Source organism: Micromonospora sp. NPDC007208, from assembly GCF_042869175.1.
Taxonomy (GTDB): Bacteria; Actinomycetota; Actinomycetes; order Mycobacteriales; family Micromonosporaceae; genus Micromonospora; species Micromonospora foliorum.
Genome location: NZ_JBIAFG010000002.1, coordinates 84238 through 104946 on the forward strand (window position 1 = coordinate 84238; position 20709 = coordinate 104946).

The 20709-nt window shown below is 72.6% G+C and carries 15 protein-coding genes; 6 read left to right on the top strand and 9 right to left on the bottom strand.

Annotation, left to right across the window (positions count from 1 at the left end; translation table 11 throughout):
• Window positions 1-120: 120 nt before the first annotated feature.
• Window positions 121-5016: an SCO7613 C-terminal domain-containing membrane protein gene (locus tag ACFYL6_RS03855; protein ID WP_387167041.1), complete on the bottom strand. Its 4896-nt coding sequence runs from the start codon at window positions 5014-5016 to the stop codon at window positions 121-123.
• A gap of 150 nt (window positions 5017-5166) precedes the next feature.
• A complete protein-coding gene (locus ACFYL6_RS03860) occupies window positions 5167-6594 on the bottom strand; it encodes a UDP-glucose dehydrogenase family protein (protein WP_387167044.1) in 1428 nt (475 codons plus the stop codon).
• A 251-nt stretch (window positions 6595-6845) separates the two neighbouring features.
• Between ACFYL6_RS03860 and ACFYL6_RS03865 the strand changes: the two genes are divergently transcribed.
• Together ACFYL6_RS03865 and ACFYL6_RS03870 are read left to right on the top strand one after the other, a co-directional pair.
• Complete coding sequence (locus ACFYL6_RS03865) at window positions 6846-8009, top strand: acyl-CoA dehydrogenase family protein (protein WP_387167047.1); 1164 nt, start codon at window positions 6846-6848, stop codon at window positions 8007-8009.
• 149 nt (window positions 8010-8158) lie between these two features.
• Window positions 8159-9364 carry a DUF418 domain-containing protein gene (locus tag ACFYL6_RS03870; protein WP_387167050.1) on the top strand — a complete coding sequence of 402 codons (1206 nt, stop codon included), beginning with the start codon at window positions 8159-8161 and terminating at the stop codon, window positions 9362-9364.
• Window positions 9365-9417: 53 nt separating this feature from the next.
• Here the strand turns inward: ACFYL6_RS03870 and ACFYL6_RS03875 are convergent, their stop codons facing one another.
• From ACFYL6_RS03875 to ACFYL6_RS03895, 5 genes are read right to left on the bottom strand one after another with little or no spacing between them, the layout of a single operon-like run.
• On the bottom strand, window positions 9418-10032 hold the full coding sequence (locus tag ACFYL6_RS03875) for a hypothetical protein (RefSeq protein ID WP_387167053.1): 615 nt from the start codon (window positions 10030-10032) through the stop codon (window positions 9418-9420).
• The gene (locus tag ACFYL6_RS03880; RefSeq protein WP_387167055.1) at window positions 10029-11417 is read right to left on the bottom strand and encodes a hypothetical protein; all 1389 of its coding nucleotides are present in this window, start codon (window positions 11415-11417) and stop codon (window positions 10029-10031) included. The genes ACFYL6_RS03875 and ACFYL6_RS03880 overlap by 4 nt, the downstream gene beginning before the upstream one ends.
• Window positions 11414-12214, bottom strand: a complete 801-nt coding sequence (locus tag ACFYL6_RS03885) for an ABC transporter ATP-binding protein (protein WP_387168230.1) — start codon at window positions 12212-12214, stop codon at window positions 11414-11416. The genes ACFYL6_RS03880 and ACFYL6_RS03885 overlap by 4 nt, the downstream gene beginning before the upstream one ends.
• Window positions 12215-12248: 34 nt before the next feature.
• Window positions 12249-13052, bottom strand: a complete 804-nt coding sequence (locus ACFYL6_RS03890) for a zf-HC2 domain-containing protein (RefSeq protein ID WP_387167057.1) — start codon at window positions 13050-13052, stop codon at window positions 12249-12251.
• The gene (locus tag ACFYL6_RS03895) at window positions 13049-13600 is read right to left on the bottom strand and encodes an RNA polymerase sigma factor (RefSeq protein ID WP_387167059.1); all 552 of its coding nucleotides are present in this window, start codon (window positions 13598-13600) and stop codon (window positions 13049-13051) included. The genes ACFYL6_RS03890 and ACFYL6_RS03895 overlap by 4 nt, the downstream gene beginning before the upstream one ends.
• A gap of 310 nt (window positions 13601-13910) precedes the next feature.
• Between ACFYL6_RS03895 and ACFYL6_RS03900 the strand changes: the two genes are divergently transcribed.
• Window positions 13911-15203, top strand: a complete 1293-nt coding sequence (locus tag ACFYL6_RS03900; RefSeq protein WP_387167062.1) for a multidrug effflux MFS transporter — start codon at window positions 13911-13913, stop codon at window positions 15201-15203.
• A gap of 49 nt (window positions 15204-15252) precedes the next feature.
• Here the strand turns inward: ACFYL6_RS03900 and ACFYL6_RS03905 are convergent, their stop codons facing one another.
• Window positions 15253-15924: a hypothetical protein gene (locus ACFYL6_RS03905; protein ID WP_387167065.1), complete on the bottom strand. Its 672-nt coding sequence runs from the start codon at window positions 15922-15924 to the stop codon at window positions 15253-15255.
• A 23-nt stretch (window positions 15925-15947) separates the two neighbouring features.
• Here ACFYL6_RS03905 and ACFYL6_RS03910 point away from each other — a divergent pair, with 23 nt between their 5' ends.
• Window positions 15948-16466 (top strand): acyl-CoA thioesterase, encoded by a 519-nt coding sequence (locus ACFYL6_RS03910; RefSeq protein WP_030337966.1) that lies wholly within the window; start codon window positions 15948-15950, stop codon window positions 16464-16466.
• A 143-nt stretch (window positions 16467-16609) separates the two neighbouring features.
• On the top strand, window positions 16610-18592 hold the full coding sequence (locus ACFYL6_RS03915; RefSeq protein WP_387167068.1) for an acetoacetate--CoA ligase: 1983 nt from the start codon (window positions 16610-16612) through the stop codon (window positions 18590-18592).
• 110 nt (window positions 18593-18702) lie between these two features.
• Here ACFYL6_RS03915 and ACFYL6_RS03920 read toward each other — a convergent pair whose 3' ends face one another.
• On the bottom strand, window positions 18703-19392 hold the full coding sequence (locus ACFYL6_RS03920; RefSeq protein ID WP_387167071.1) for a TIGR03089 family protein: 690 nt from the start codon (window positions 19390-19392) through the stop codon (window positions 18703-18705).
• 154 nt (window positions 19393-19546) lie between these two features.
• Here ACFYL6_RS03920 and ACFYL6_RS03925 point away from each other — a divergent pair, with 154 nt between their 5' ends.
• The gene (locus ACFYL6_RS03925) at window positions 19547-20692 is read left to right on the top strand and encodes a glycosyltransferase family 1 protein (RefSeq protein ID WP_238657286.1); all 1146 of its coding nucleotides are present in this window, start codon (window positions 19547-19549) and stop codon (window positions 20690-20692) included.
• Window positions 20693-20709: the final 17 nt, after the last annotated feature.

Here is a 20709-nt window from a genome sequence, read left to right on the forward strand (position 1 = left end):
TGGCTTTTACCCCTTATGTCGCAACAGAAAGTGCAAGATCGCGCGCGGCGAGGCCGGGCCGGCCCGCGAGCCCGGCCCAGTCACCGTCCCCACTCACCCACGCCGCAGGGACCCTCCGACTCATCTCATGCCGCGTAGGGCGGTCTGTAGGCGTTCCTGGGCGCGGCGGCGGCGTTCGTTGCTCGCGCCGAGCACCAGTAGCAGGATGCCCACCGGGATCAGCGCCAGCCACGGGCCCAGGCTGAACAGGGCGTGGATCGCCGCGATCGCGGTGACCGACGCGCCGACGATCACCGGCGCCTGCTGCCGACTGGACGAGCCGAAGATCAGCACCGCGACCGCGCCGAGCAGCAGCAGCATCTGCCGCATCGTGCTGGACTCGGTGGCCAGCACGATGGCCAGCGTCGGCACGAAGGCCGCGACCAGCGCCGGCCCGTACGCCACCCAACTGCTCATGTCGGGTCGGTGGCGCAGCTCCAGAACTCCGACGAGGAGGGCCAACGCGGCGAACGGCAGTGTGTACGCCTCGGGCAGTGCCACGTCGGCGACTCGCATCAGGATCCACCACGCGGTGATCTCACAGACCACCACCGACCAGAACAGGATCCGGCGTTCCACCGGCCGGCGGCCGGGTCGGGTCGCCGCCACCCCGAGGACCGCGCCCCAGGCGGCCAGCAGGGCGGCGATGTGTCGGGGCGAGTCGAAGGCGAGGGCCAGGGCGATCAGCGCGGCAGCGTACCCGGTCCATTCCACAGTGGAGGCTTCCCGCTGCGCCTCGGGACGGCGCAGCCGGGGCAGGGTCGCGGCGAGCACCTGTAGGACAGCGCCGACGGCCAGCACCCCGAACGCGGACCAGACCGCCGCCAGCCCGGCGACCAGGCCGGCGGTGAGCACGAAGAGCTGCGCCATGAGTGAGGCGAAGAGCCAGCCGAGGATGCGCGCCCGCTGGGTGGTGCCGAACAGCGCCGCCACCGCGCCCACCCCGACCGCGCTGCCGAGGGTGAACAGGGTCATCTGCCGGTCGGCCAGGCTGCCGGCGAGCCCGGCGCTGCCACCGGCCAGACCGATGGCGAACACCAGCACCCGGGCCAGCCGTAGCGAGCGGGCCCGCTCGACCAGCGGCGGCGGTGGGGTCAGTGCGAGACCGAGCATCGCGATGGTGAAGACGGAGAGCGCGGCGACGGTGCTGGCGGGCCAGCCCTGGCCCAGCGCGATCGGTGCGATCAGCAGCGTGACGGCTGCCCCGGGCAGCACCACCGGCACGGCCCGGGACCGCCGTCCGCCGCTGAAACCGGTGGCGGCCAGGGCGGCGGTCGCGGTGAGCAGCAACGCCGTCAGCACGTGGGTCGGGTTGACCACGTCCGCCGGTGGGGTGAGCAGCTCCGGCGGCGGGCCCTGCCAGATCCGGGTCAGGGTGCGGTGCGGCTCGACCAGGGCGGTGACCAGCGCGGGTGCGATCGAGGCGAGGGCCAGGGCGGTCGGAAGCGCCGCCGCGGCCAACGCACCCGCGGCCGGGTTGACCCGCCACCGCCGTCGCTCCGGGTCGTCCGGCAGCCGCCGCAGGGCGCCGTCGAGTCGTACCGCCCAGCGCCGGACCGGCTGGGCTGCGCCGGTGGGCGGCACGGTGGCCGCACGGATCAGCTCGGCCAGTACGCCGAGCAGGGCGGCGGCGGCCGCGTAGACGCCGGCGGCGAGGCCGGTGGGGATGGCGGCGAGGGCGCTGATGGTGGCCCCGCCGACCACCGCCACGCTGACCCAGGGCAGATATTGCGGCACCTGCCGACGGACCGCGGCCACGGCGGCCAGGCCGAGGCTTGTCGCGGCCAGCGCGGCGGTCAGCACCACCTGCGCCGAGTGTTCGAACTCGGCGGCCAGTGCCGCCACCGAACCGGGGAGGGCCAGCAGGGCGGCACCGATCGCCGCGCCACCGATCTGCGCCAGGTGCGGAGGCATCCCCTCGGTGTCGATGTCGGTGACCTGTGGGCCGGCGAGGACACGGCCCAGCGTGGCCACCACCACGCCGATCAGTGCGATGCTGCCCAGCGCCAGGGCGGTGGTCCACGGGCGGACCAGGCCGGCTCCGGCGGCGTGCAGCGCGACGACCCCGGCCACGGTGGCCCGGGACAGCCCGGCGCGTGCCTCCTCCGTGGCCACCGCGGCCATGCCGAACACGGTGGCGACCATTCCGCCGACCAGCACCGGCGACCACCAGGCCAGGTCGAATGCGGCCGGCGCGCCGATCGTGGCGAGCACCACCGCCACGCCGGACACGTCCCAGCGCCAGGGCGGCGGGAGCAGGATGCCGGCGGCGAGGGCCAGCAGCGCCAGCGCGACCGGGGCCTGCCAGGTGGCGCCGCCGACGGGGGCGGCCGGCCAGCCGCTCAGGTCGCCCCGCCAGATCGGGCCCGGGGTGGCCAGCACGCCGACCCCACCGCGCACCGCCGACCAGCCGGCGAGGACGCCGATCAGGGCACCGCCGACGGTGAGGCCGAGGATCGGCCCGCGTCGCCACTCCTCCGGCATGCTGCGGGCGGCCACGGCGACCACCAGGAGCAGGGCGGCGGCCACCGCCAGTTGCCCGCCCGGGGCGAGGACCGCCCCGATCCGTACCAGGGTGGCGATCAGGGCGGTGGTGACCGCCGCGGCGGCCAGGTCCGAGCCGTCGAGGGTGAGGTCGGCTCGCCGGCCGGCGTCGATGGAGGGAGCCAGGAAGAGCAGCACCGCCGCGACCAGCAGCAGCGCGCCCACCCAGGCGTCGGCGACGGTCGCGCCGGGCGCCCCGAACGCGGCGGCGGTGACCACCAGCGCGCCCAGCCCGGTGCCGACCGACAGCGGCGCGGGGATGTGGCGCTGGGAGACCTGCACGATGGCGGCGTAGCCGAGGGTCACGCAGACCGCCAGGAAGCTGGCCGCCAGGACCGGGACGGTCACCTCGCGCAGGCTCGCCGGGGTGGGGGTCGGGTCGCTGGGCATGGTGGCGGCCACGAACGCGGCCACCGCCCCGGGCAGCGCGAACGCGGCGCCACCGGCGGCCCAGGCGGTGACCGTGTCGGAGGCGGCCGAGGCGATCCGGATCCGGGGCGCCAGCGCGACGAGCGTGCCGGCCACGAACAGAGTGATCAGGACCGCGGCCGTGAGGGTGGGGCTGGACAGGCTGGCGCCCGCCCCGAACAGACCGACCACGGCCGCCCCGATGGCGTGCGCCACCGCGGCCCGGTCGGTGCGGGCGGAGAGCCCGATGACCCCGATGGCGATCGCGGTGACCACCATCGGCCAGGGCGCCGCCGCCCAGGCGAGACCGAACGAGGCCGGGACGGCGAGCGCGGTCAACGCCGCGCCGGCGACCGCGAACTCCCGGCGGATCTCGGTGGGCAGGGCCAGCACCGCCGCGATGGTGAGCAGGAACGCGGCACCCGCGAGCTGCCAGGTGGTCGGCCCGACCGCGGCGGCCAACTCGCCCGGGTACCGGCTGAGGTCGGGGTCCCAGGCGGGCAGTGCGGCCCGGACCGGTGCCACCCCGGCGCGTAGCGCACCGCCGGCGACCACCAGACCGCTGACGGTCAGCGCCACCGCCGAGGCGATCTGTGGGCCCCGTCGGGCCGCTTCCGGGACCGCGCGCACCGCCAGCCCGGTCACCGTGATGACCGCCGCGATCAGCAGCAGCGCCCGGCCGGGAAGCGCCACCGAGGCGATGCGGCTGAGCGCGCCGATCACGGCCAGGGTGACGATGCCGGCCGCGACGTCGGGCAGCGGCGGGCGACGCAGCACCAGTGCGCCGGCCAGCCCGATCACGGCGGCCAGCAGCAGCACCATCCCGGCGCCGGTCGCGGTCGGCACGGTCTGTGCCCGCAGCAGGGCGGTGACCGCGTACGCCAGCGAGACGGCGACCGCCAGGGCGTGCAGCAGCCAGGTCAGCTCACGCAGGCCGGGCACCGGGCGGGTCGGCCGGGGTTCGGCGGTGCCGGCGCTGGCGTCGATCAGCTCGGCGGCCTCCTCCGGGTGGCCCTCCGGCCGGCTCTCGGCGTCGCGTTGGCGGGGTGCCGACGGCGCGCCCGGCGTCGGCAGGTCCTGCCGGACGGGCCGTTCGACTGTCACTCCGGAGCGGACCAGGCCGAGGTTGACGAGGGCGACCAGGGCCAGCACCAGCGCCCAGCCGCCCGGACCGGTGACCTGGTCGTACGCCAGCAGAGGCAGCACCGGCTGCGCGGCGAGCACGGTGGCGAAGCGGGGCGCGCGTAGGCCCGTCCAACCGGCGTACCCGAAGGCGACGGCGGCGGTGACCGCGAAGATCACCCCGGCGAAGACCGTGCCGGAGCCGCCGCCGGTGCCGATCCGGTCCACCGCCCAGAGAGCGTTGCCGGCGAGCGGCACCAGCAGCAGGCCGACCGCGGCGATGGTCTCGGCGGTCGAGGTGAGCCCACGCCGGGCCAGTGCCGGCGGGGCGAGCAGCATCAGCACGGTGGCCAGGAGCAGGATGCCGAGCCGGGCCAGCGCGTCCATCGAGCTGGTGGCCACCGCGGCGAAGACCACCGCGGCCACCGCGAGCAGCAGCGCGCCCAGCCCGAGAGGGATGTTCTGCACCTCGCGCGAGGACGCCTCCGGCGGGTGCTCCGGGTCGTCCGCGTCCAGCCAGCTGGGGCGGGGCGGGGGCGGCGGCGGATCCTCCGGGGCGGGCGGGGTGCCCTGGCGGGGCACCCGGGGTGGCGTCCCCATGGTGGCGTTCGGTGGCCGCCGGCCGGGGCGGCGGCGGAGCACCCGACGTGGCCGGGTGGCCTGCTTGATCCGCTCCTCGCCGGCGTGGGCGAGGATGTCCCGCTGGAAGAGCGCGGCCTGCATCTTGGCGGCGATCTGCCGCTGTTCACGAGCGATGGCGGCGTCGCGCGCCTTCATCTCCGCGATCGAACGCTCAATGTCGGCCAGGTGCTCGACCCACTGTGGTTGATCTGCCCCACAGTGCGGGCATCGAACGGCCGGCTTGATCTCCCGGCCGCACGAGGAGCATTGAAAGGTCGCCACGACACCCCTCCACCCGCACTGTGGACTCCCACTGTCGCAGCATGCCCAAAGCTGGCGCGGATTTCGACTCTTGTCGGCGGGTCCCGGGCAAACAACGACACCGGCCGGCCATCGAGACGCTCGATGACCGGCCGGTGGGCGTTGGTTTCGTCAGGGGCGACCCATGCCCCGGTACTCCCAGCCCGCCTGCGTCCACAGTGCCGGGTCGAGGCAGTTGCGGCCGTCGACGACCTTGCGGCCCTTGACCAACTCGCCGAGGGCGACCGGGTCGGCGTTGCGGAAGTCGGCCCACTCGGTGAGGACGCAGACCAGGTCGGCGTCGCTCACCGCCTCGTTCATGCTGCTCTCGTAGGTCAGCTCGGGAACCGCGCGGCGGGCGTTCTCGGTGCCCTGCGGGTCGTACACGTGCACGTCGGCGCCGGCCTTCTGCAACAGCGCGGCGACGGCGAGCGCCGGGGCGTCGCGGACGTCGTCGGTGTTGGGCTTGAAGGTGGCGCCGAGCACGGCGATCCGCGTGCCGGAGAAGTCCGGGCCGGCCGGGCCGGAGCGGCGGCCGAGCAGGTCCGCGGCGAGCTGGAGCACCCGGGTACGACGGCGCAGGTTGATCAGGTCGACCTCGTGCAGGAAGCGCAGTGCCTCGCCGGCCCCCAGCTCCTGGGCGCGGGCCTGGAAGGCCCGGATGTCCTTGGGCAGGCAGGCGCCCCCGAAGCCGAGGCCGGCCTGGAGGAACCGGTTGCCGATCCGCGGGTCGTAGCCGATCGCGCGGGCCAGCTGGGTGACGTCGCCACCGGAGGCCTCGCAGACCTCGGCCATCGCGTTGATGAAAGAGATCTTGGTGGCCAGGAAGGCGTTCGCGGCGACCTTGACCAGCTCGGCGGTGGAGAAGTCGGTGACCACCAGGGGCACCTCGCGGTCCTCCGTGGCGGCCAGGTCGAACACACCCTTGTGTGCCGCGTAGAGCATGCCGTTGGCCCACTCGCTCTTGACGCCGACCACGATCCGGTTGGGTCGCAGGACGTCGTCGACGGCGAAGCCCTCCTGGAGGAACTCGGGGCTCCACGCCACCTCGACGTCCAGGTCGTGGGGGGTGTGCTTGCCGACGAGCTGCTCGACCCACTCGGCGGTGCCGACCGGCACGGTGGACTTGCCGACGATCAACGCCTTGCGGGTCAGGTGCTGCGCGAGGCTGGTGACCGACGCCTCGACGTACGACAGGTCGGCGCCCATGCCGTCGGCGCGCTGGGGGGTGCCGACGCAGATGAAGTGCACGTCACCGAACTCGGCGGTCTCGGCGATGTCGGTGCTGAACCGGAGCCGGCCGGCGGCGAGGTTGCGTCGGAGCAGCTCGTCCAGGCCGGGCTCGTGGATCGGCACCTGACCGGCGTTCAGCATCGCGATCTTGTCGGCGTCGACGTCGAACCCGAGTACCTCGTAGCCCAGTTCGGCGTAGCAGATGGCGTACGTCGCACCGAGGTAACCAGTCCCCAGGAACGTCACCCGCGGCCGGGGTGCGCCTGAGGGCGGTGTCACCGCGGCGATGGCGGGGGTCGGCTGGATGGTGGGGTAGGGGATCGTCACGCCTGTCTTCTCCGCTCGCACTGGCGTCGCGTCGTCGCGTCGCATTCTGCTGCGGCGCCTGGGCGGGGCACCGGAGGGGTGGCTCACTGTCTCGGTCTCCATCATCGCCCAGCGCGTTAGGTGCACCATCTTGCCCATACCTACGCGCCGGTAACATCACCTGAACTGCAGTCGCTAGTCTTCAGTCTGCGCGGTCGGCGGTCAGGAGTCGTCACAGACTGCGCATGATAGTGGTGAAGGGGAGGGCCGAGATGGCCGCAGGGGAGTCGTTCGACGTCTACCGGTTGCCCGAGGAGCACCAGGCGATCCGGGAAGCGGTGCGTGAGGTGTGCGCCGCGAAGGTGGCTCCGCACGCCGCGGAGGCCGACGAGTCCGGGGAGTTCCCCAAGGCGTCCTACGACGCGCTGCGGGCGGCTGACTTCCACGCCCCGCACATTCCCGAGGAGTACGGCGGCGCGGGCGCGGACGCGCTGGCCACCGCCATCGTGATCGAGGAGGTGGCCCGCGCCTGCGCGTCCTCCTCGCTGATCCCGGCGGTGAACAAACTCGGCACAATGCCACTGCTTTTGTCCGGTTCCGCCGATCTGAAGACTCGTTACCTGACGCCGGTCGCGGCGGGTGACGCGATGTTCTCGTACTGCCTCTCCGAGCCGGAGGCGGGCAGCGACGCCGCGTCGATGACCACCAGGGCCGTACGTGACGGGGATCACTGGGTGCTCAACGGTGTGAAGCGCTGGATCACGAACGCCGGCGTGTCCGAGTTCTACACCGTCTTCGCCGTCACCGACCCGGCCGCCCGGTCCCGGGGCATCTCGGCCTTCGTGGTCGAGAAGTCCGACCCCGGGGTGAGCTTCGGCGCGCCGGAGAAGAAGCTCGGTATCAAGGGCTCGCCCACCCGCGAGGTCTACCTCGACAACGTGCGGATCCCGGCCGACCGGATGATCGGCGCGGAGGGCACCGGCTTCGCGACCGCAATGAAGACCCTGGATCACACCCGGGTCACCATCGCCGCGCAGGCCGTCGGGATCGCCCAGGGCGCGCTCGACTACGCGAAGGGGTACGTGACCGAGCGTCGACAGTTCGGCAAGGCGGTCGCCGAGTTCCAGGGCATCCAGTTCATGCTCGCCGACATGGGCATGAAGCTGGAGGCGGCCCGGCAGCTCACGTACGCGGCTGCCGGCAAGTCGGAGCGTGGCGACGCGGATCTCACCTACTTCGGCGCGGCGGCGAAGTGCTTCGCCTCCGACGCCGCCATGGAGATCACCACCGACGCGGTGCAGCTGCTCGGTGGCTACGGCTACACGCGGGACTACCCGGTCGAGCGGATGATGCGGGACGCCAAGATCACTCAGATCTACGAGGGCACCAACCAGGTGCAGCGGATCGTGATGGCGCGGGAGCTCCTGAAGGGCTGATTCGGGGCTTCTTGGCAGCTCAGGGCCGGTGGGGTAGGGCCTACCCCACCGGCCATCGTCCCGCTCACCGGCTGTCCTCCGGACAGGCGACTTCATACGGTCACAGGAAAGTCACCGACCACTTTCCTGTCCGTACCGGAGGTTGTCCCGTGAGCCACTCCATCAAGGACCCGCCCGTCGAGAGCCGAGCGTCGTCCGGGACGCAGTCCCGGATCGTCGACGTCGACGCGTTGCGCGCCGTGGCGCTGCTCCTCATCCTGTTCGTCAACATCGCCTTCTTCGCCTCCGGCTATCCCTTCCAGCTGGTTCCGGATCCCGCGCACGACTCGTGGGGCGACCAATCGGTCCTGTGGCTCGTCGAGCTGCTCTTCACGATGAAGGCGTACCTGCTCTTCTCCTTCCTGTTCGGCTACAGCTTCACGCTCCAGCTCGATTCCGCCGCGCGGCGCGGTGTCGACGTCGCCCCACGGTTCCGGCGACGGCTGGCCGGGCTCTTCGTGCTCGGCATCCTGCACGCGGTGCTGCTGTTCCAGGGCGACATCCTGACCACGTACGCGTTGCTCGGTCTGGTCCTGCTCGCCATGCGGGGAGTCCGCGTCGGCACCGCGCTGCGTGTCGCCGTACTGCTGACCGCCGGGATCGGCTTCGTCCTCGCGCTCGCCGCCACGAGCGGGGCCCAGCTGGTCACCGCTCCGGCGGCGGCACTGGCGGCGGGGCAGCGGTCCACCGAGGCACTACAGGGTGGGATCGGCTCACTTGTCACCGAGCACGTACGCCAGCTGCCGGCGATGTTCGGCACGCTCCTCGTGCAGGGGCCGCTCGCCCTCTCGGCCTTCCTCTTCGGTTACGCGGCCGGGCGGCGCCGGCTGCTCACCGACATCGCCGGGAACCGGCAGCTCCTGCGCCGGGTGCAGCGGCTGGGCTATCCGATCGGCCTGGCCGGTGCGGTGATCTTCGCATCGGGCGGGGGCACCGCCAACCTGACCGGGCTGACGGCGGGCGTGCTCACCGCGCCGCTGCTGGCGGCCGCGTACGCCGCCACCCTGCTGCAGTTCTTCCAGACCGACAGGGGGCGGCGGGTCGTCGCCGTACTCGCGCCGGCCGGCCGGATGTCCCTTACGAACTACCTGGGCCAGTCGCTGCTCTGCGTGCTGGTCTTCACCGGCGTCGGGTTGGGCCTCGCCGGTGCCGTCGCGCCTGCGGTCGTCGTCCTCATCGCGGTCGCGATCTACTGTGTGCAGCTCGCCGCGAGCGCGGCGTGGATGGCCCGCTTCCAGTACGGGCCGTTGGAGTGGCTGTTGCGGGCCTGGACCGAGCAGCGGTGGCCACGGCTGCGGGCCGCGGACCCGGCATAGTTCGGCAGTGAACGCCCTGGACGGCACGTCCGGGGCGGGTTCCGGAGCGGTCGTCACCGGTCGGGGGCGGTCTCGCTCACCGGCCGCACGGGGCAACCCCGCAGGGCGTACGCGAGCAGACCGGTCACCGCCAGGATCGCGGCGCAGGCGGTTGCGGCGGTGGTGCCGGCGGGTTGGATCGGCCAGCCGGCGACCTGCATCTTCAGGTCCCGGCTGGGCCCCATCATCGGCAGGACCGCGATGAGGGTCCAGGTCAGCGGGGCGATCCAGGCCAGGGCCGCTCCCAGCAGTGTGGCGCCGAGCGCGGTGAGCCCAAGTAGCCCCGCGGTGTTGCGCAGCATGAGGGCGAACGGCTCGTAGCGCGTGTCCGTGATCATGCTGAGGGACAGCAGGGCGGTGATCGCGGCGGCGGCGAGCAGCAGGTGCCCGCCGCGGCGGAGCGGCCAGTTGACCGCCATGGTGTGGTCGAAGGCGTCGTCGGCGCCGTCGAGGGTGGTGCCGACCGCGACCACCGCCAGCATGATGGCGAGGCTGGCCGTCCGGGCGCTGATGGTCGTCGAGTCGGTGTAGGCCAGCGACAGCGCCCACGCCAGCGCGATCAGGGCGGTCACGGTGGCCATGGCGAGGGGGACCCGGCGGGAGCGCAGGTGCAGCTGGAGCCACCTCACGGCCGATCCTTCGACATGATCGCCACCAGCTCGTCGTCCCGGCAGGCCAGTACGCCGTCGCGTGCCGCTGCCATCCGACGTCGTTGCTCGACCTCCGGCAGGCTCACCAGCGCCTGGTACGCGCTCTCCAGCACTGCCATCTCCTCGGGTCTCCATCCGCGCCGCGGGGCCGGTGGTCGACCTGTCAGCCAGGTGGCGGCGACCATCCGGGCCCAGTACACGTCGTCCCGAATCGACTGTTCGCCGCACTCCTGCTGCCAGGTCGCCTCCAGCAGGGCCGGTAGGAAGTAGTCGTCGGACAGATCGGCGTGCCCGCCCCGGTCGATCGTGGGAGCGTCGAAGATGATCGTGTCGGCGGAGTGCCGGGGCGGTGTCGAGCCCGGATCCAGCCGCGCCCAGTAGGTGACCTGTTGGGTCTCCACCGCCCGGACGGGTGCGTTGGGTAGCTTCGCCGCGATCATGGCGAGCGCCTGGCGGGCTGGGCCGACGACGTCGGGCAGCAGCGCGGCGTGCACTCGTCGCACGCAGACCTGTGGGCCGTCGTTGTCGCAGACCAGCTCGATGGCGACCGGGTCGACGACCGCCGCACCGCGGGCTCCGCCGACGGGCAGGAGCGGTAGGGCGACCGCGACGCCGAGCACCGCGGGGAGCACGGCGAACACGATGGCGCGGCGACGGACCGCGCCGAGCAGCAGCAGGCCGGTCACGGCGAGGGACACCAGCCACAGCGCCTGGAGCAGGCTGACCCGCGTCGTGATCGTCTGGAAGTCGTCCAGGCCGTTGATCGTCGGTAGGAGCAACATCGCTGTCGGTTCCGGCCGGAACTGCGCGATCTCCGCGCCGGTGTCGGGTGCCATGGCCAACTCCGGAGCCAACCCCACCAGGACGAACCCGACCACGGCGAGGACCGGCGCGGTGATCACCCGGGGTACGGCCCGGCCGGCGGCCATGCCCAGCCAACCCGCCGCGATCAGCGCCGGAACGGCGACCGCGGTGACGACGATCGACGCGCTCGGGAAGTATCCCGACGTCGGCACCACCCATCCGGCCGCGATCACAAAGACCAGGACGTACGCGGTCACCACAGTGACCGCGAGAGCGCTGGCGGTCGGGACGACACGCTGCCACCGCGGCCGGACGGTGCTGGCGAACAATTCGCCGACCCGGTGGCGCGCGTCGCGCCGGCCCATCCACGCCCCGCCGGCCAGCGCGAGTGGCAGCAGCACCATCAGAATCGACCGGGCGAGCACCGCCAGCTGCATCCACCGCCCCGCGAAGAACTCGGTGGACGACAGGAGCAACGCCGCGCCGGTCACCAGCAACAACAGGCCGATGCCCAGCGCCGCCGAGCGGCGCAGCTCGATGCGGAGAATGCGTCCCGTCATGCCGACACCCGCCCCCGGTGAGCGCGCAGCAGCGACGAGTATCCGCGTTCGATGGCGCTGTCCCCGGCGTCGCCGGTGCCACCCTGCTCGATGAGCTGCCCGGTGGTGCCCTGCCACACCAGTCGGCCCTCACTGATCAGCACCACGTCGGAGCAGGCCACCGCGACGTCCTCGACCAGGTGGGTGGAGACGAGTACGCAGCTGTCCAGGCCGATCTCCCGCAGCAGCTCGCGGAAGTCGAGGCGCTGCTCCGGGTCCAGGCCGACCGTCGGCTCGTCCAGCAGCAGCACCGCCGGGTCGTTGACGATCGCCTGGGCGATGCCGGCGCGGCGCAGCATCCCGCCGGACAACGTCTTCATCCGGGAGTCGGCCCGGTCCGCCAGACCCACCCGTTCCACGGCCCGTTGCACCGCGCCCGGAATGACCGCCTTCGGCATCTCCTTGAGCCAGGCGACGTACTCGACGAACTCCCGGACGGTGAAGCGCGGGTAGAAGCCGAAGTGCTGCGGTAGATAGCCCAGGCCGCGGCGTACCTGGCGGAGGTCGGCGTTGCCGGTGACCTCGCCGCCGAGCAGGGTCAGCCGCCCACCGGCCGGCTTCAGCACCGTGGCCAGGGCTCGCATCAACGTCGTCTTTCCGGCACCGTTGGGGCCGAGCAGCCCGTGCACACCGGTGCCCAACCTCAGGTCGAGCTCGTTGACCGCGAGGTGTCGGCCGGCCCGGACCTGCAACTTCTCGGCGTGCACGGCCCACGCACAGGTGGACGGCGCGGTCTCCGCCACGCTGACCGTACGCATCATGATCTCTCCATTCGGCAGTGGCTCGATGTCGTCATCGGTGCAGAAGGTTCTGGTGCGGGTCGTGCGGCCGTCTCCGCGCCTGGACGAGCGCGACGGCCGTCAACGCCACGGTGGTGAGCGCCCACCCCGGCAGGCTGCCGCCCGCGAGGATCGGCGGGAGTCGCCCGTCGGCGAGGCTCGGTACGACCACACCGGCGGACCAGGCGACGGCCAACGCGAGCGCGGCCCGGTCGACCCCCACCACCGTGCCCAGTGCCAACGCGCCGGCGGTGAACCCCAGGACGGGCAGCAACCAGAGCCCCGGGGAGTGCCCGGTGACCCAACCCGCCACCGCCAGCACCGGTATGACCGCCGACAGCACTCCCAACGTGCGGCGCATCAGCAGCGGCAGGCCGGTACGGGGCATGGTGACCGTCAGCTCCCAGGCGGGGTCGAGGCGTCGACTCCAGACCGCGGCCACCGGCAGCAGCGGCGCCACCGGCGCGATCAGCAACACCAGCGACGGCAGGCTGTCGAACGTCCACTCGAACAGGGCCGCGGCCAGCATCAGCCCGGTGGCGGTGACCAGCCAGGGCAGGACCCGGACGGCGACCCCGGTACGACGCAGCCGGTGTCGGCGTACCGGACCTGGGCCGGTGGCGATTCCGGCGGCGATCCCGTCCGCCACTCGCTCCAGCAGGTCCTGGGTGCCCGGGTCGACGGCGTCCGTCAGCACCGCTCGGCAGGCGGCGCAGGTCTCCAGGTGCGCCTCGACCGCCCAGATGGTCGTGTCGTCGATGCCGGCACCACCGGAGGCGTACTGGGAGATGAGGGTGGGCGTCGGGTGAGTGGTCATGACAGCGCCTCCCGGAGGGCGATTCGGGCCCGTCGGGCACGCGTTTTCACGGTCCCCTCCGGCATGCCGAGCAGCAGTGCGGTCTCCCGCGCGGTCAACCCGTCGAGGACCATCGAGCGCAGCACCTGACGGAGTTCCGCCGGTAGCTCGTGCAGGGCCCGCTCCAGGTTGGCGTCCATCCCGCCGGCCAGCGCCTCGTCCTCGGCGGCCGGGGCCACCGCCTCGAAGGTCCGCACCGACGGGATCCGTTCCCGTCGGGCCCGGTGGCGGAACGCGTCGATCAGCCGGTGGGCGGCGATCGTCCACAACCAACCCACGGCGCTGCCGGAGGCGGAGGACTGCGCCTGGCCGCCGGCCGACCGCCAGACCGCCAGGTACGTCTCCTGCAGCACCTCGGCCACCACGTCCTCGTCGGCGCATCGCCGGCGCAGTCGCGCGGTCAACCAGGGGGAGGTACGCCGGTACAGCGCGTCGAACGCCCGCCGGTCACCCCGCGCGACGCGGCGAAGGAGTTCGCCCTCGTCGAGGCCGTCCAGACTTCGTTTCACACCAGGCAAGACGACGCGTACCCCGACCCCGGTTCTGCTCCTGCTGTGACCCGGTCACATCCGTCCCTGGCGGACGGGACGGGGTGACTCCCCACACACCGGGAACGTCAACCGGCGCCGAGGTGTTGCCGAGCGAGAGGATCACCTTTGGATGATTGCCCCACCCGGCCACCCCCGCCACGACCCCTGCCTCGTCACGTCCACCTGCCCACCGCCGGGCACGCACACCGTGCCGCCGCGTCCCCGCGGTCCCGGTGCCGCCCCGCGCCGCCGCTCGTGACGACGCACCAGCTTCCGCAGAGAGATCGAGATGATGAAGCAGTTGGTGGAGAAGACCGGCCCCGATTCCGCCGTCGCGCAAGAGGTGCTGCCCGGCGACCTGATGACCAACCGTCAGCGGGCGCAGCTCGTCCTCGTGCTGGGGGCGCTGATCGCGATCGGGCCGTTGACCATCGACATGTACCTGCCCGCGCTGCCCGCCATCACGGCGGGCCTGCAGACCACCGAGACGGCGGTGCAGTTGACGCTGACCGGCACGCTGGTCGGCCTCGCGCTGGGCCAGTTGCTGATCGGGCCGCTCTCCGACGTGGTCGGGCGGCGGGTGCCGCTGCTGGCCGGGTTGGCCGCGCACATCGTGGCCTCCGTGCTGTGCGTCTTCGCACCCAACATCGCGGTGCTCGGCGGTCTGCGCGTACTCCAGGGGCTCGGTGTCGCGGCCGCCACCGTCGTCGCGACGGCCGTGGTCCGCGACCTGTTCAGCGGTGCCTCCTTCGCCCGGATCTTCTCCCGGCTGATGCTCGTCATGGGCCTGGCGCCCATCCTCGCGCCGACGCTGGGCAGCGGCCTGCTGAGCTGGACCGACTGGCGGGGCGTCTTCGCGGCGCTGGCGGTGCTGGGCGCGCTGCTGATCGTCGTGGCCGCGTTCCGGCTCCCGGAGACCCTTCCGGTGGCGCGTCGGCGGCACGGCGGGGTGAGCGCCACCCTGCGCGACTACCGGGGGTTGGTCAACGACCGGGCGTTCGTCGGCCTGGTGCTGGTCGCCGGGCTCGCGATGGCGGCCCTGTTCGCGTACGTCTCGGGTTCGTCGTTCGTGCTCCAGCAGGAGTACGGCCTCGACGAGCAGCAGTTCGGCATCGCCTTCGGGGCCGGCGCGGTCGGCCTGATCGGGGCCACCCAGTTCAACGTGCGGCTGCTGCGCCGCTACACCCCGCAGCAGATCCTGGTCAGCGCCCTGATCGCCGGAACGGCGGCAGGCCTGCTGCTGGTCATGTTCGCGGCGACCGGCTTCGGTGGCCTGGGCACCCTGCTCGCGTCACTGTGGCTGGTCCTGGCCGCCGCCGGCCTCGCCCTGCCGAACGCGCCGGCACTGGCCATGAGCCGGCACAGTGAGGCCGCCGGCACCGCCGCGGCGCTGCTCGGCGCGGTGCAGTTCGGCATCGGTGCGGTGTCCGCGCCACTGGCCGGCCTGTTCGGCACCGGGAGCGTACCGATGGCGATCGTCATCGCGGGCGGCATGGCCGCCGCGCTGATCGTCATGCTCCTCGTCGTGCCCCGCGCCCGCCTCGGCACGGTCGACCCGGACCTGGCGGTCGCGCTGCACTAGCCCGGGGAAGACGAAAGGGGCGGGCCGGTCTCCCGGCCCGCCCCGACGATCAGCGGCTCTCGGTGGTGTCCTCCGGGCGCGGCTGACCGCGCGGCGGGGCGGACCAGGGTGACTCGCCACCCACCCGGCGGGGCAGCGGTTCGGTCGGTGTCGAGTCGGCCGGGTAACCCAGAGTGAGGGGCGCGGTGTCGCGCTCGGCGGGCGCGGGGGCCGGCCAGTCGGTCAACGTGAAGTCGTCGCTGTGGGGGCCTCCGTCCGCCGCGGGGGTCGGTGCCGTGGTCGGCTCGGTCGCCGGGCTCGGCCACTGCCGCCAACGCTGTTGGCTGAAGGTCGCCATCAACAGCAGCAGGCCGATCAGGAAGATCGTTCCGTTCTCCACGGGCAACCGCAGCGGCAGCGGGTCGCCGAACACCTTCCACTCGTGCGGGATCGCGTCGCGCACCGAGAAGGGCGCCACGAACATCCCGATGTACGGGGTGACCAGCAGCGCCCCGGCCACCAACGGGCCCAGCGGCGAGAAGCGCAGCGTGCCGAGCAGGCCCAGCAGGACACCGCCGACACCGAGGTACACGGCCGGCTCGATCAGGTTGGCGGTGTTGAAGGTGCCGGTCTCCACCCAGCGGTCGACCGTCCGGCTCGACCCGTCCTGCCCCAGTGTGACCAGCACCCAGGTGATGGGCGCCACCACCAGCCCGGCGAGGAAGCTCCAGAGATGTCGCATCCGCGCACCGTACCGTTTTCGACATGACTGAGCACCTCTCCGCCGCTCCGAACGGCAAGCCGACGTCGTACTCGCGCGTCACTCTCAGCAAGATCATGACCGCGGTGGACGTGAACCTCTACGGCACCGTGCACGGCGGGGTTCTGATGAAGTTCGTCGACGACGTGGCCGGGGCCGCTGCCGCCCGACACAGCGGCGGAACCGCGGTGACCGCGGCCATCGACGAGATCGTCTTCTCCGAGGCGGTCCGGGTCGGCGACCTCGTGCACGCGCACGCCCAGGTCAACTGGACCGGCCAGACCTCGATGGAGGTGGGCGTGCGGGTGGTGGCCGAACGGTGGGACTCGGCCGAGGACGCGCCGGTCCGGGTCGCCACCGCGTACCTGGTGTTCGTCGGTGTGGACGTGGGTGGGGCGCCGCGGGCGGTTCGCCCGGTGCTGCCGGAGACGGCGGAGGACGAGCGCCGGTACAAGGAGGCGGAGATCCGCCGAGCGCACCGGCTCGCCCGTCGCCGCGCCATCCAGGCCCACCGCGCTGGCTGACCCACATGAGATGGCGGGGTGGAGTGTGGGACGGGCACGCGTCGGTCGGCCGACCCGGTGCGCAGAATGGCGCTTCGAGGTAGGGCAAGATGGCGCCACGGCCCAGTCACAGTGTCGTGTCGGGCCAGGGGGAGGGTGGAGCAGTGGGTGACATGCTGTGGGCGCCGCCGGCGGACGTACGCGAGCGGTCCCGGATCGGCGCCTACCTGCGCTGGCTGCGGGAGCACCGCGGGTTGGACTTCGCCGACTACGACGCGCTGTGGCGCTGGTCCACCACCGACCTGGACGGGTTCTGGCGCTCTGTCTGGGACCACTTCGAGGTGATCGCGCACACTCCACCGACCGCCACCCTGGCCGAGCGGCGGATGCCCGGCGCCCGTTGGTTCCCGGACGCCACGCTCAACTACGCCGAGAACGTGCTGCGGATGCCGGGGCGGGCCGACCACGACCCGGTGGTGATCTCCCACGGGCAGACCCGGCCGCCGGTCACGCTGACCGCGGGTGAGCTGCGCGAGCAGGTCCGCCGGGTGTCGGCCGGGCTGCGACGGCTCGGCGTCACCGCCGGTGACCGGGTGGCGGCGTACGCCCCGAACATCGCCGAGACCTACGTCCTGCTGCTGGCCACCGCCAGCCTCGGCGCGATCTTCTCGTCCTGCGCGCCGGAGTTCGGCACCCGCAGCGTCACCGACCGCTGGCTGCAGATCGAACCGACCGTGCTGGTCGCCGTGGACGGCTACCGGTACGGCGACAAGCCGGTGGACCGGCGTGCCGAGGTGGCCGCGATCCGGGCCGCCCTGCCGTCGCTGCGCCACACCGTCAGCATCGGCTACCTCGACCCGACCGGCCCCGTGCCCGAGGGCGCGCTGGGCTGGGCCGAGCTGGCCGCGCCCACCGACGAGCCGTTGACGTTCACGCCGGTGCCGTTCGACCACCCGCTCTACGTGCTCTACTCCTCGGGCACCACCGGGCTGCCGAAGCCGATCGTGCACGGCCACGGCGGCATCCTGCTGGAGCACCTGAAGATGCTCGCCCTGCACCACGACCTGGGCCCGGCCGACCGGTTCTTCTGGTTCACCACCACCGGCTGGATGATGTGGAACTTCCTGGTCTCCGGCCCGGCGGTGGGCGCGACCATCGTGCTCTTCGACGGCAATCCGGCCCACCCCGACCTGGGCGGGTTGTGGCGGCTGGCGGCGGAGACCGGCACCACGTACTTCGGCACCTCCGCGCCGTACCTGTTGGCCTGCCGCAAGGCCGGGTTGGTCCCCCGGGACGTCGCCGACCTGTCGGCCCTGCGCGGCGTGGGTTCCACAGGTGCGCCGCTGCCCGCCGAGGGCTTCCGCTGGGTGTACGAGACCGTCGGCGACCACCTCCAGCTCCAGTCGCTCTCCGGTGGCACCGACGTGTGCACCGGTTTCGTCGGTGGGGTGCCGCTGCTGCCGGTGTACGCCGGTGAGATCGCCTGCCGGGCGTTGGGCGCCAAGGTGGAGGCCCGTTCCGCCGACGGCACGCCGGTCATCGGCGAACTGGGCGAGCTGGTGATCACCGAACCGATGCCGAGCATGCCGGTGGGCTTCTGGAACGACCCGGACGGCACCCGCTACGCCGAGGCGTACTTCGACGTCTACCCGGGCGTCTGGCGGCACGGTGACTGGATCACCATCAACGAGCGGGGTGGCTGCGTGATCACCGGGCGCTCCGACGCCACCCTCAACCGGGGCGGGGTACGACTCGGCACCGCCGAGTTCTACTCCGTGGTGGAAGGGCTCGACGAGGTGCTCGACTCGGTCGTCGTCCACCTGGAGGACGACGAGGGCGGCGCCGGTGAGCTGCTGCTCTTCGTGGTGCTGGCCGAGGGTCTGGAGTTGGACGACCCGATGCGCGCGAAGATCTGCCGCGAACTGCGCACGGCGCTCTCACCCCGGCACGTGCCCGACGAGATCCACCAGGTGCGTTCGGTGCCCCGCACCCTCTCGGCGAAGAAACTGGAGGTGCCGGTCAAGAAGATCCTCACCGGTACCCCGATCGACCAGGCCGCGGCCAAGGGCGCCCTGGCCAACCCCGAGTCCCTAACGGCCTTCGCCGCCCTGGCCCAACGCCGCCCCCCAAACAAAACCCTCGCCTAACCCCCGCCCCGCCTCGCGATCTTGCACTTTCTGTCCCGACCTAAGGGGCATTTCAACGCATCCCGACAACCGAAACTGCAAGATCGGCGGGGTGGGGTGGGGTGGGGTGGTTAGGGGAGGGGGTGGGTGACTTTTTCTGTGGTCAGGCGGGCTGGCAGGCGGGCGGGGTCCTGGTTGGCGCAGAGGACCACGGTGGCGGCCCGGGTCAGGGGAGCCAGCAGCCAGTCGACCGGGTCGGGGTGCCGCGCGGCGTCGATGAGGACCCGTGCGCCGGGCTCGATGCCCAACTCGGTGGCGCGGGCCTCGGCGCGGCCCAGCAGGTGCGCGTCGGTGGGGCCCGGACCCGATTGCGGCGTGAAGTGGTCGCCGTGGCCGCGTACCTCGACGACGTAGTCGGCGAAACCGGGCGGCACCTGCCGTAGCGGGGCGGCGAGCGGGGCCAACCCGAGGGCGTACCGCTCGTCGGCGGACCAGGACTGCGCCTCGTCGAACCGGTCGGCGGCGGCGAAGAGCACCCCCACGTCGCCCGGTGTGTCGACCACGCTCAGCTTGGCCGACCAGCAGCCCAGCAGCACCGCCGCGGTCTGCCAGTGTGGCGGCAGCAGCACCCCGGCCGGGGTGCCCGGCGCGAGGCCGACCTCGTCGACCAGAAGGTTGGCGGTCTTCGCCACCCAGTTCGCCAGGGTGACGCCGGAGAGTTCGGAGCGGTCACCGGTGGCGTCGTCGTACCAGGTGAGCAGCGGTCGGGTCGGGTCGGTCGCGATCGCGTCAGCGAACACCCGGGCAATGTTGTCGGCCATCGGCGCGAACGATACGCCCCTGCGGGCCGTACTCGATGACGATGACAAGTCGGCGTACCGTCGGGTCGCAGTCAGCGTCGGCCCCGCGCCCCGGCGTAGGCTTGACCCCCGGAGTGTTGTTCCCCACAGACCCGCCATTACAAGGAGTCGCCCCGTGACCGCCGGTCGCCCGCCCCGCGTGCTCATCGACGCCACGAGTGTCCCCGCCGACCGTGGTGGTGTCGGTCGATACGTTGACGGTCTACTCGGTGCCCTCGGCAAGGTGTGCGGGTCGGGGGTGGAGCTGGCGGTGGTCAGTCTCCGCACCGATCTGGAGCGTTACACCCGCATGCTGCCCGGCGCGGAGATCATTCCCGCCCCGGCCGCCGTGGCGCACCGCCCGGCCCGGCTCGCCTGGGAGCAGACCGGCCTGCCGCTGCTCGCCCAGCAGGTGGGCGCGCAGGTGCTGCACTCGCCCTTCTACACCTGCCCGCTGCGGGCCGGGTGTCCGGTCACGGTCACCGTGCACGACGCGACGTTCTTCACCGAGCCGGAGCATTACGACAAGTCCCGCCGCACGTTCTTCCGCAGCGCCATCAAGACCTCGATGCGCCGCGCCAACCGCGTGATCGTGCCCAGCAAGGCCACCCGCGACGAGCTGATCCGGCTGCTCGACGCCGACCCGACGCGCATCGACGTGGCCTACCACGGTGTCGACCAGGCTGCCTTCCACGCCCCGAGCGAGGAGGAGAAGGCCCGCGTACGCGCGCGTCTGGGTCTGGGCAACAGCAGCTACGTCGCCTTCCTCGGCGCCAAGGAGCCACGCAAGAACGTGCCCAACCTGATCCGTGGGTGGGCGCGGGCGGTGGCTGACCGGGTCGACCCGCCGGCCCTGGTGATCGCCGGTGGGCAGGGGCACGACGAGGACATCGACCGGGCGGTGGCCGAGGTTCCGTCGCACCTGCGTCTGCTGCGCCCTGGCTACCTGCGCTACGCGGACCTGCCGGGCTTCCTCGGGGGCGCCCTGGTCGCCGCGTACCCGTCCTACGGCGAGGGGTTCGGGCTGCCGATCCTGGAGGCGATGGCGTGCGCCGCCCCGGTGCTGACCACCCCCCGGCTCTCGCTGCCCGAGGTGGGCGGCGACGCGGTCGCGTACACCTCGGAGGACCCGGAGCAGATCGCTACCGACCTGGCCGCCCTGCTCGACGACGAGCAGCGGCGGTTGTCGTTGGCGAAGGCGGGGTTCGACCGGGCCAAGGAGTTCACCTGGGAGTCCAGTGCCGAGGTGCACATCGCCGCGTGGAGTCGCGCCCGCTCCTGATCCTCCGCGCCGCTGCC

Excerpts from the sequence above, each read along its gene's own strand:
- ACFYL6_RS03880 (WP_387167055.1), bottom strand. The coding sequence starts at position 11,417 with ATGACGGGACGCATTCTCCGCATCGAGCTGCGCCGCTCGGCGGCGCTG.
- ACFYL6_RS03885 (WP_387168230.1), bottom strand. The coding sequence starts at position 12,214 with ATGCGTACGGTCAGCGTGGCGGAGACCGCGCCGTCCACCTGTGCGTGG.
- ACFYL6_RS03905 (WP_387167065.1), bottom strand. The coding sequence starts at position 15,924 with ATGCGACATCTCTGGAGCTTCCTCGCCGGGCTGGTGGTGGCGCCCATC.
- ACFYL6_RS03910 (WP_030337966.1), top strand. The coding sequence starts at position 15,948 with ATGACTGAGCACCTCTCCGCCGCTCCGAACGGCAAGCCGACGTCGTAC.
- ACFYL6_RS03865 (WP_387167047.1), top strand. The coding sequence starts at position 6,846 with ATGGCCGCAGGGGAGTCGTTCGACGTCTACCGGTTGCCCGAGGAGCAC.
- ACFYL6_RS03920 (WP_387167071.1), bottom strand. The coding sequence starts at position 19,392 with ATGGCCGACAACATTGCCCGGGTGTTCGCTGACGCGATCGCGACCGAC.
- ACFYL6_RS03890 (WP_387167057.1), bottom strand. The coding sequence starts at position 13,052 with ATGACCACTCACCCGACGCCCACCCTCATCTCCCAGTACGCCTCCGGT.
- ACFYL6_RS03900 (WP_387167062.1), top strand. The coding sequence starts at position 13,911 with ATGATGAAGCAGTTGGTGGAGAAGACCGGCCCCGATTCCGCCGTCGCG.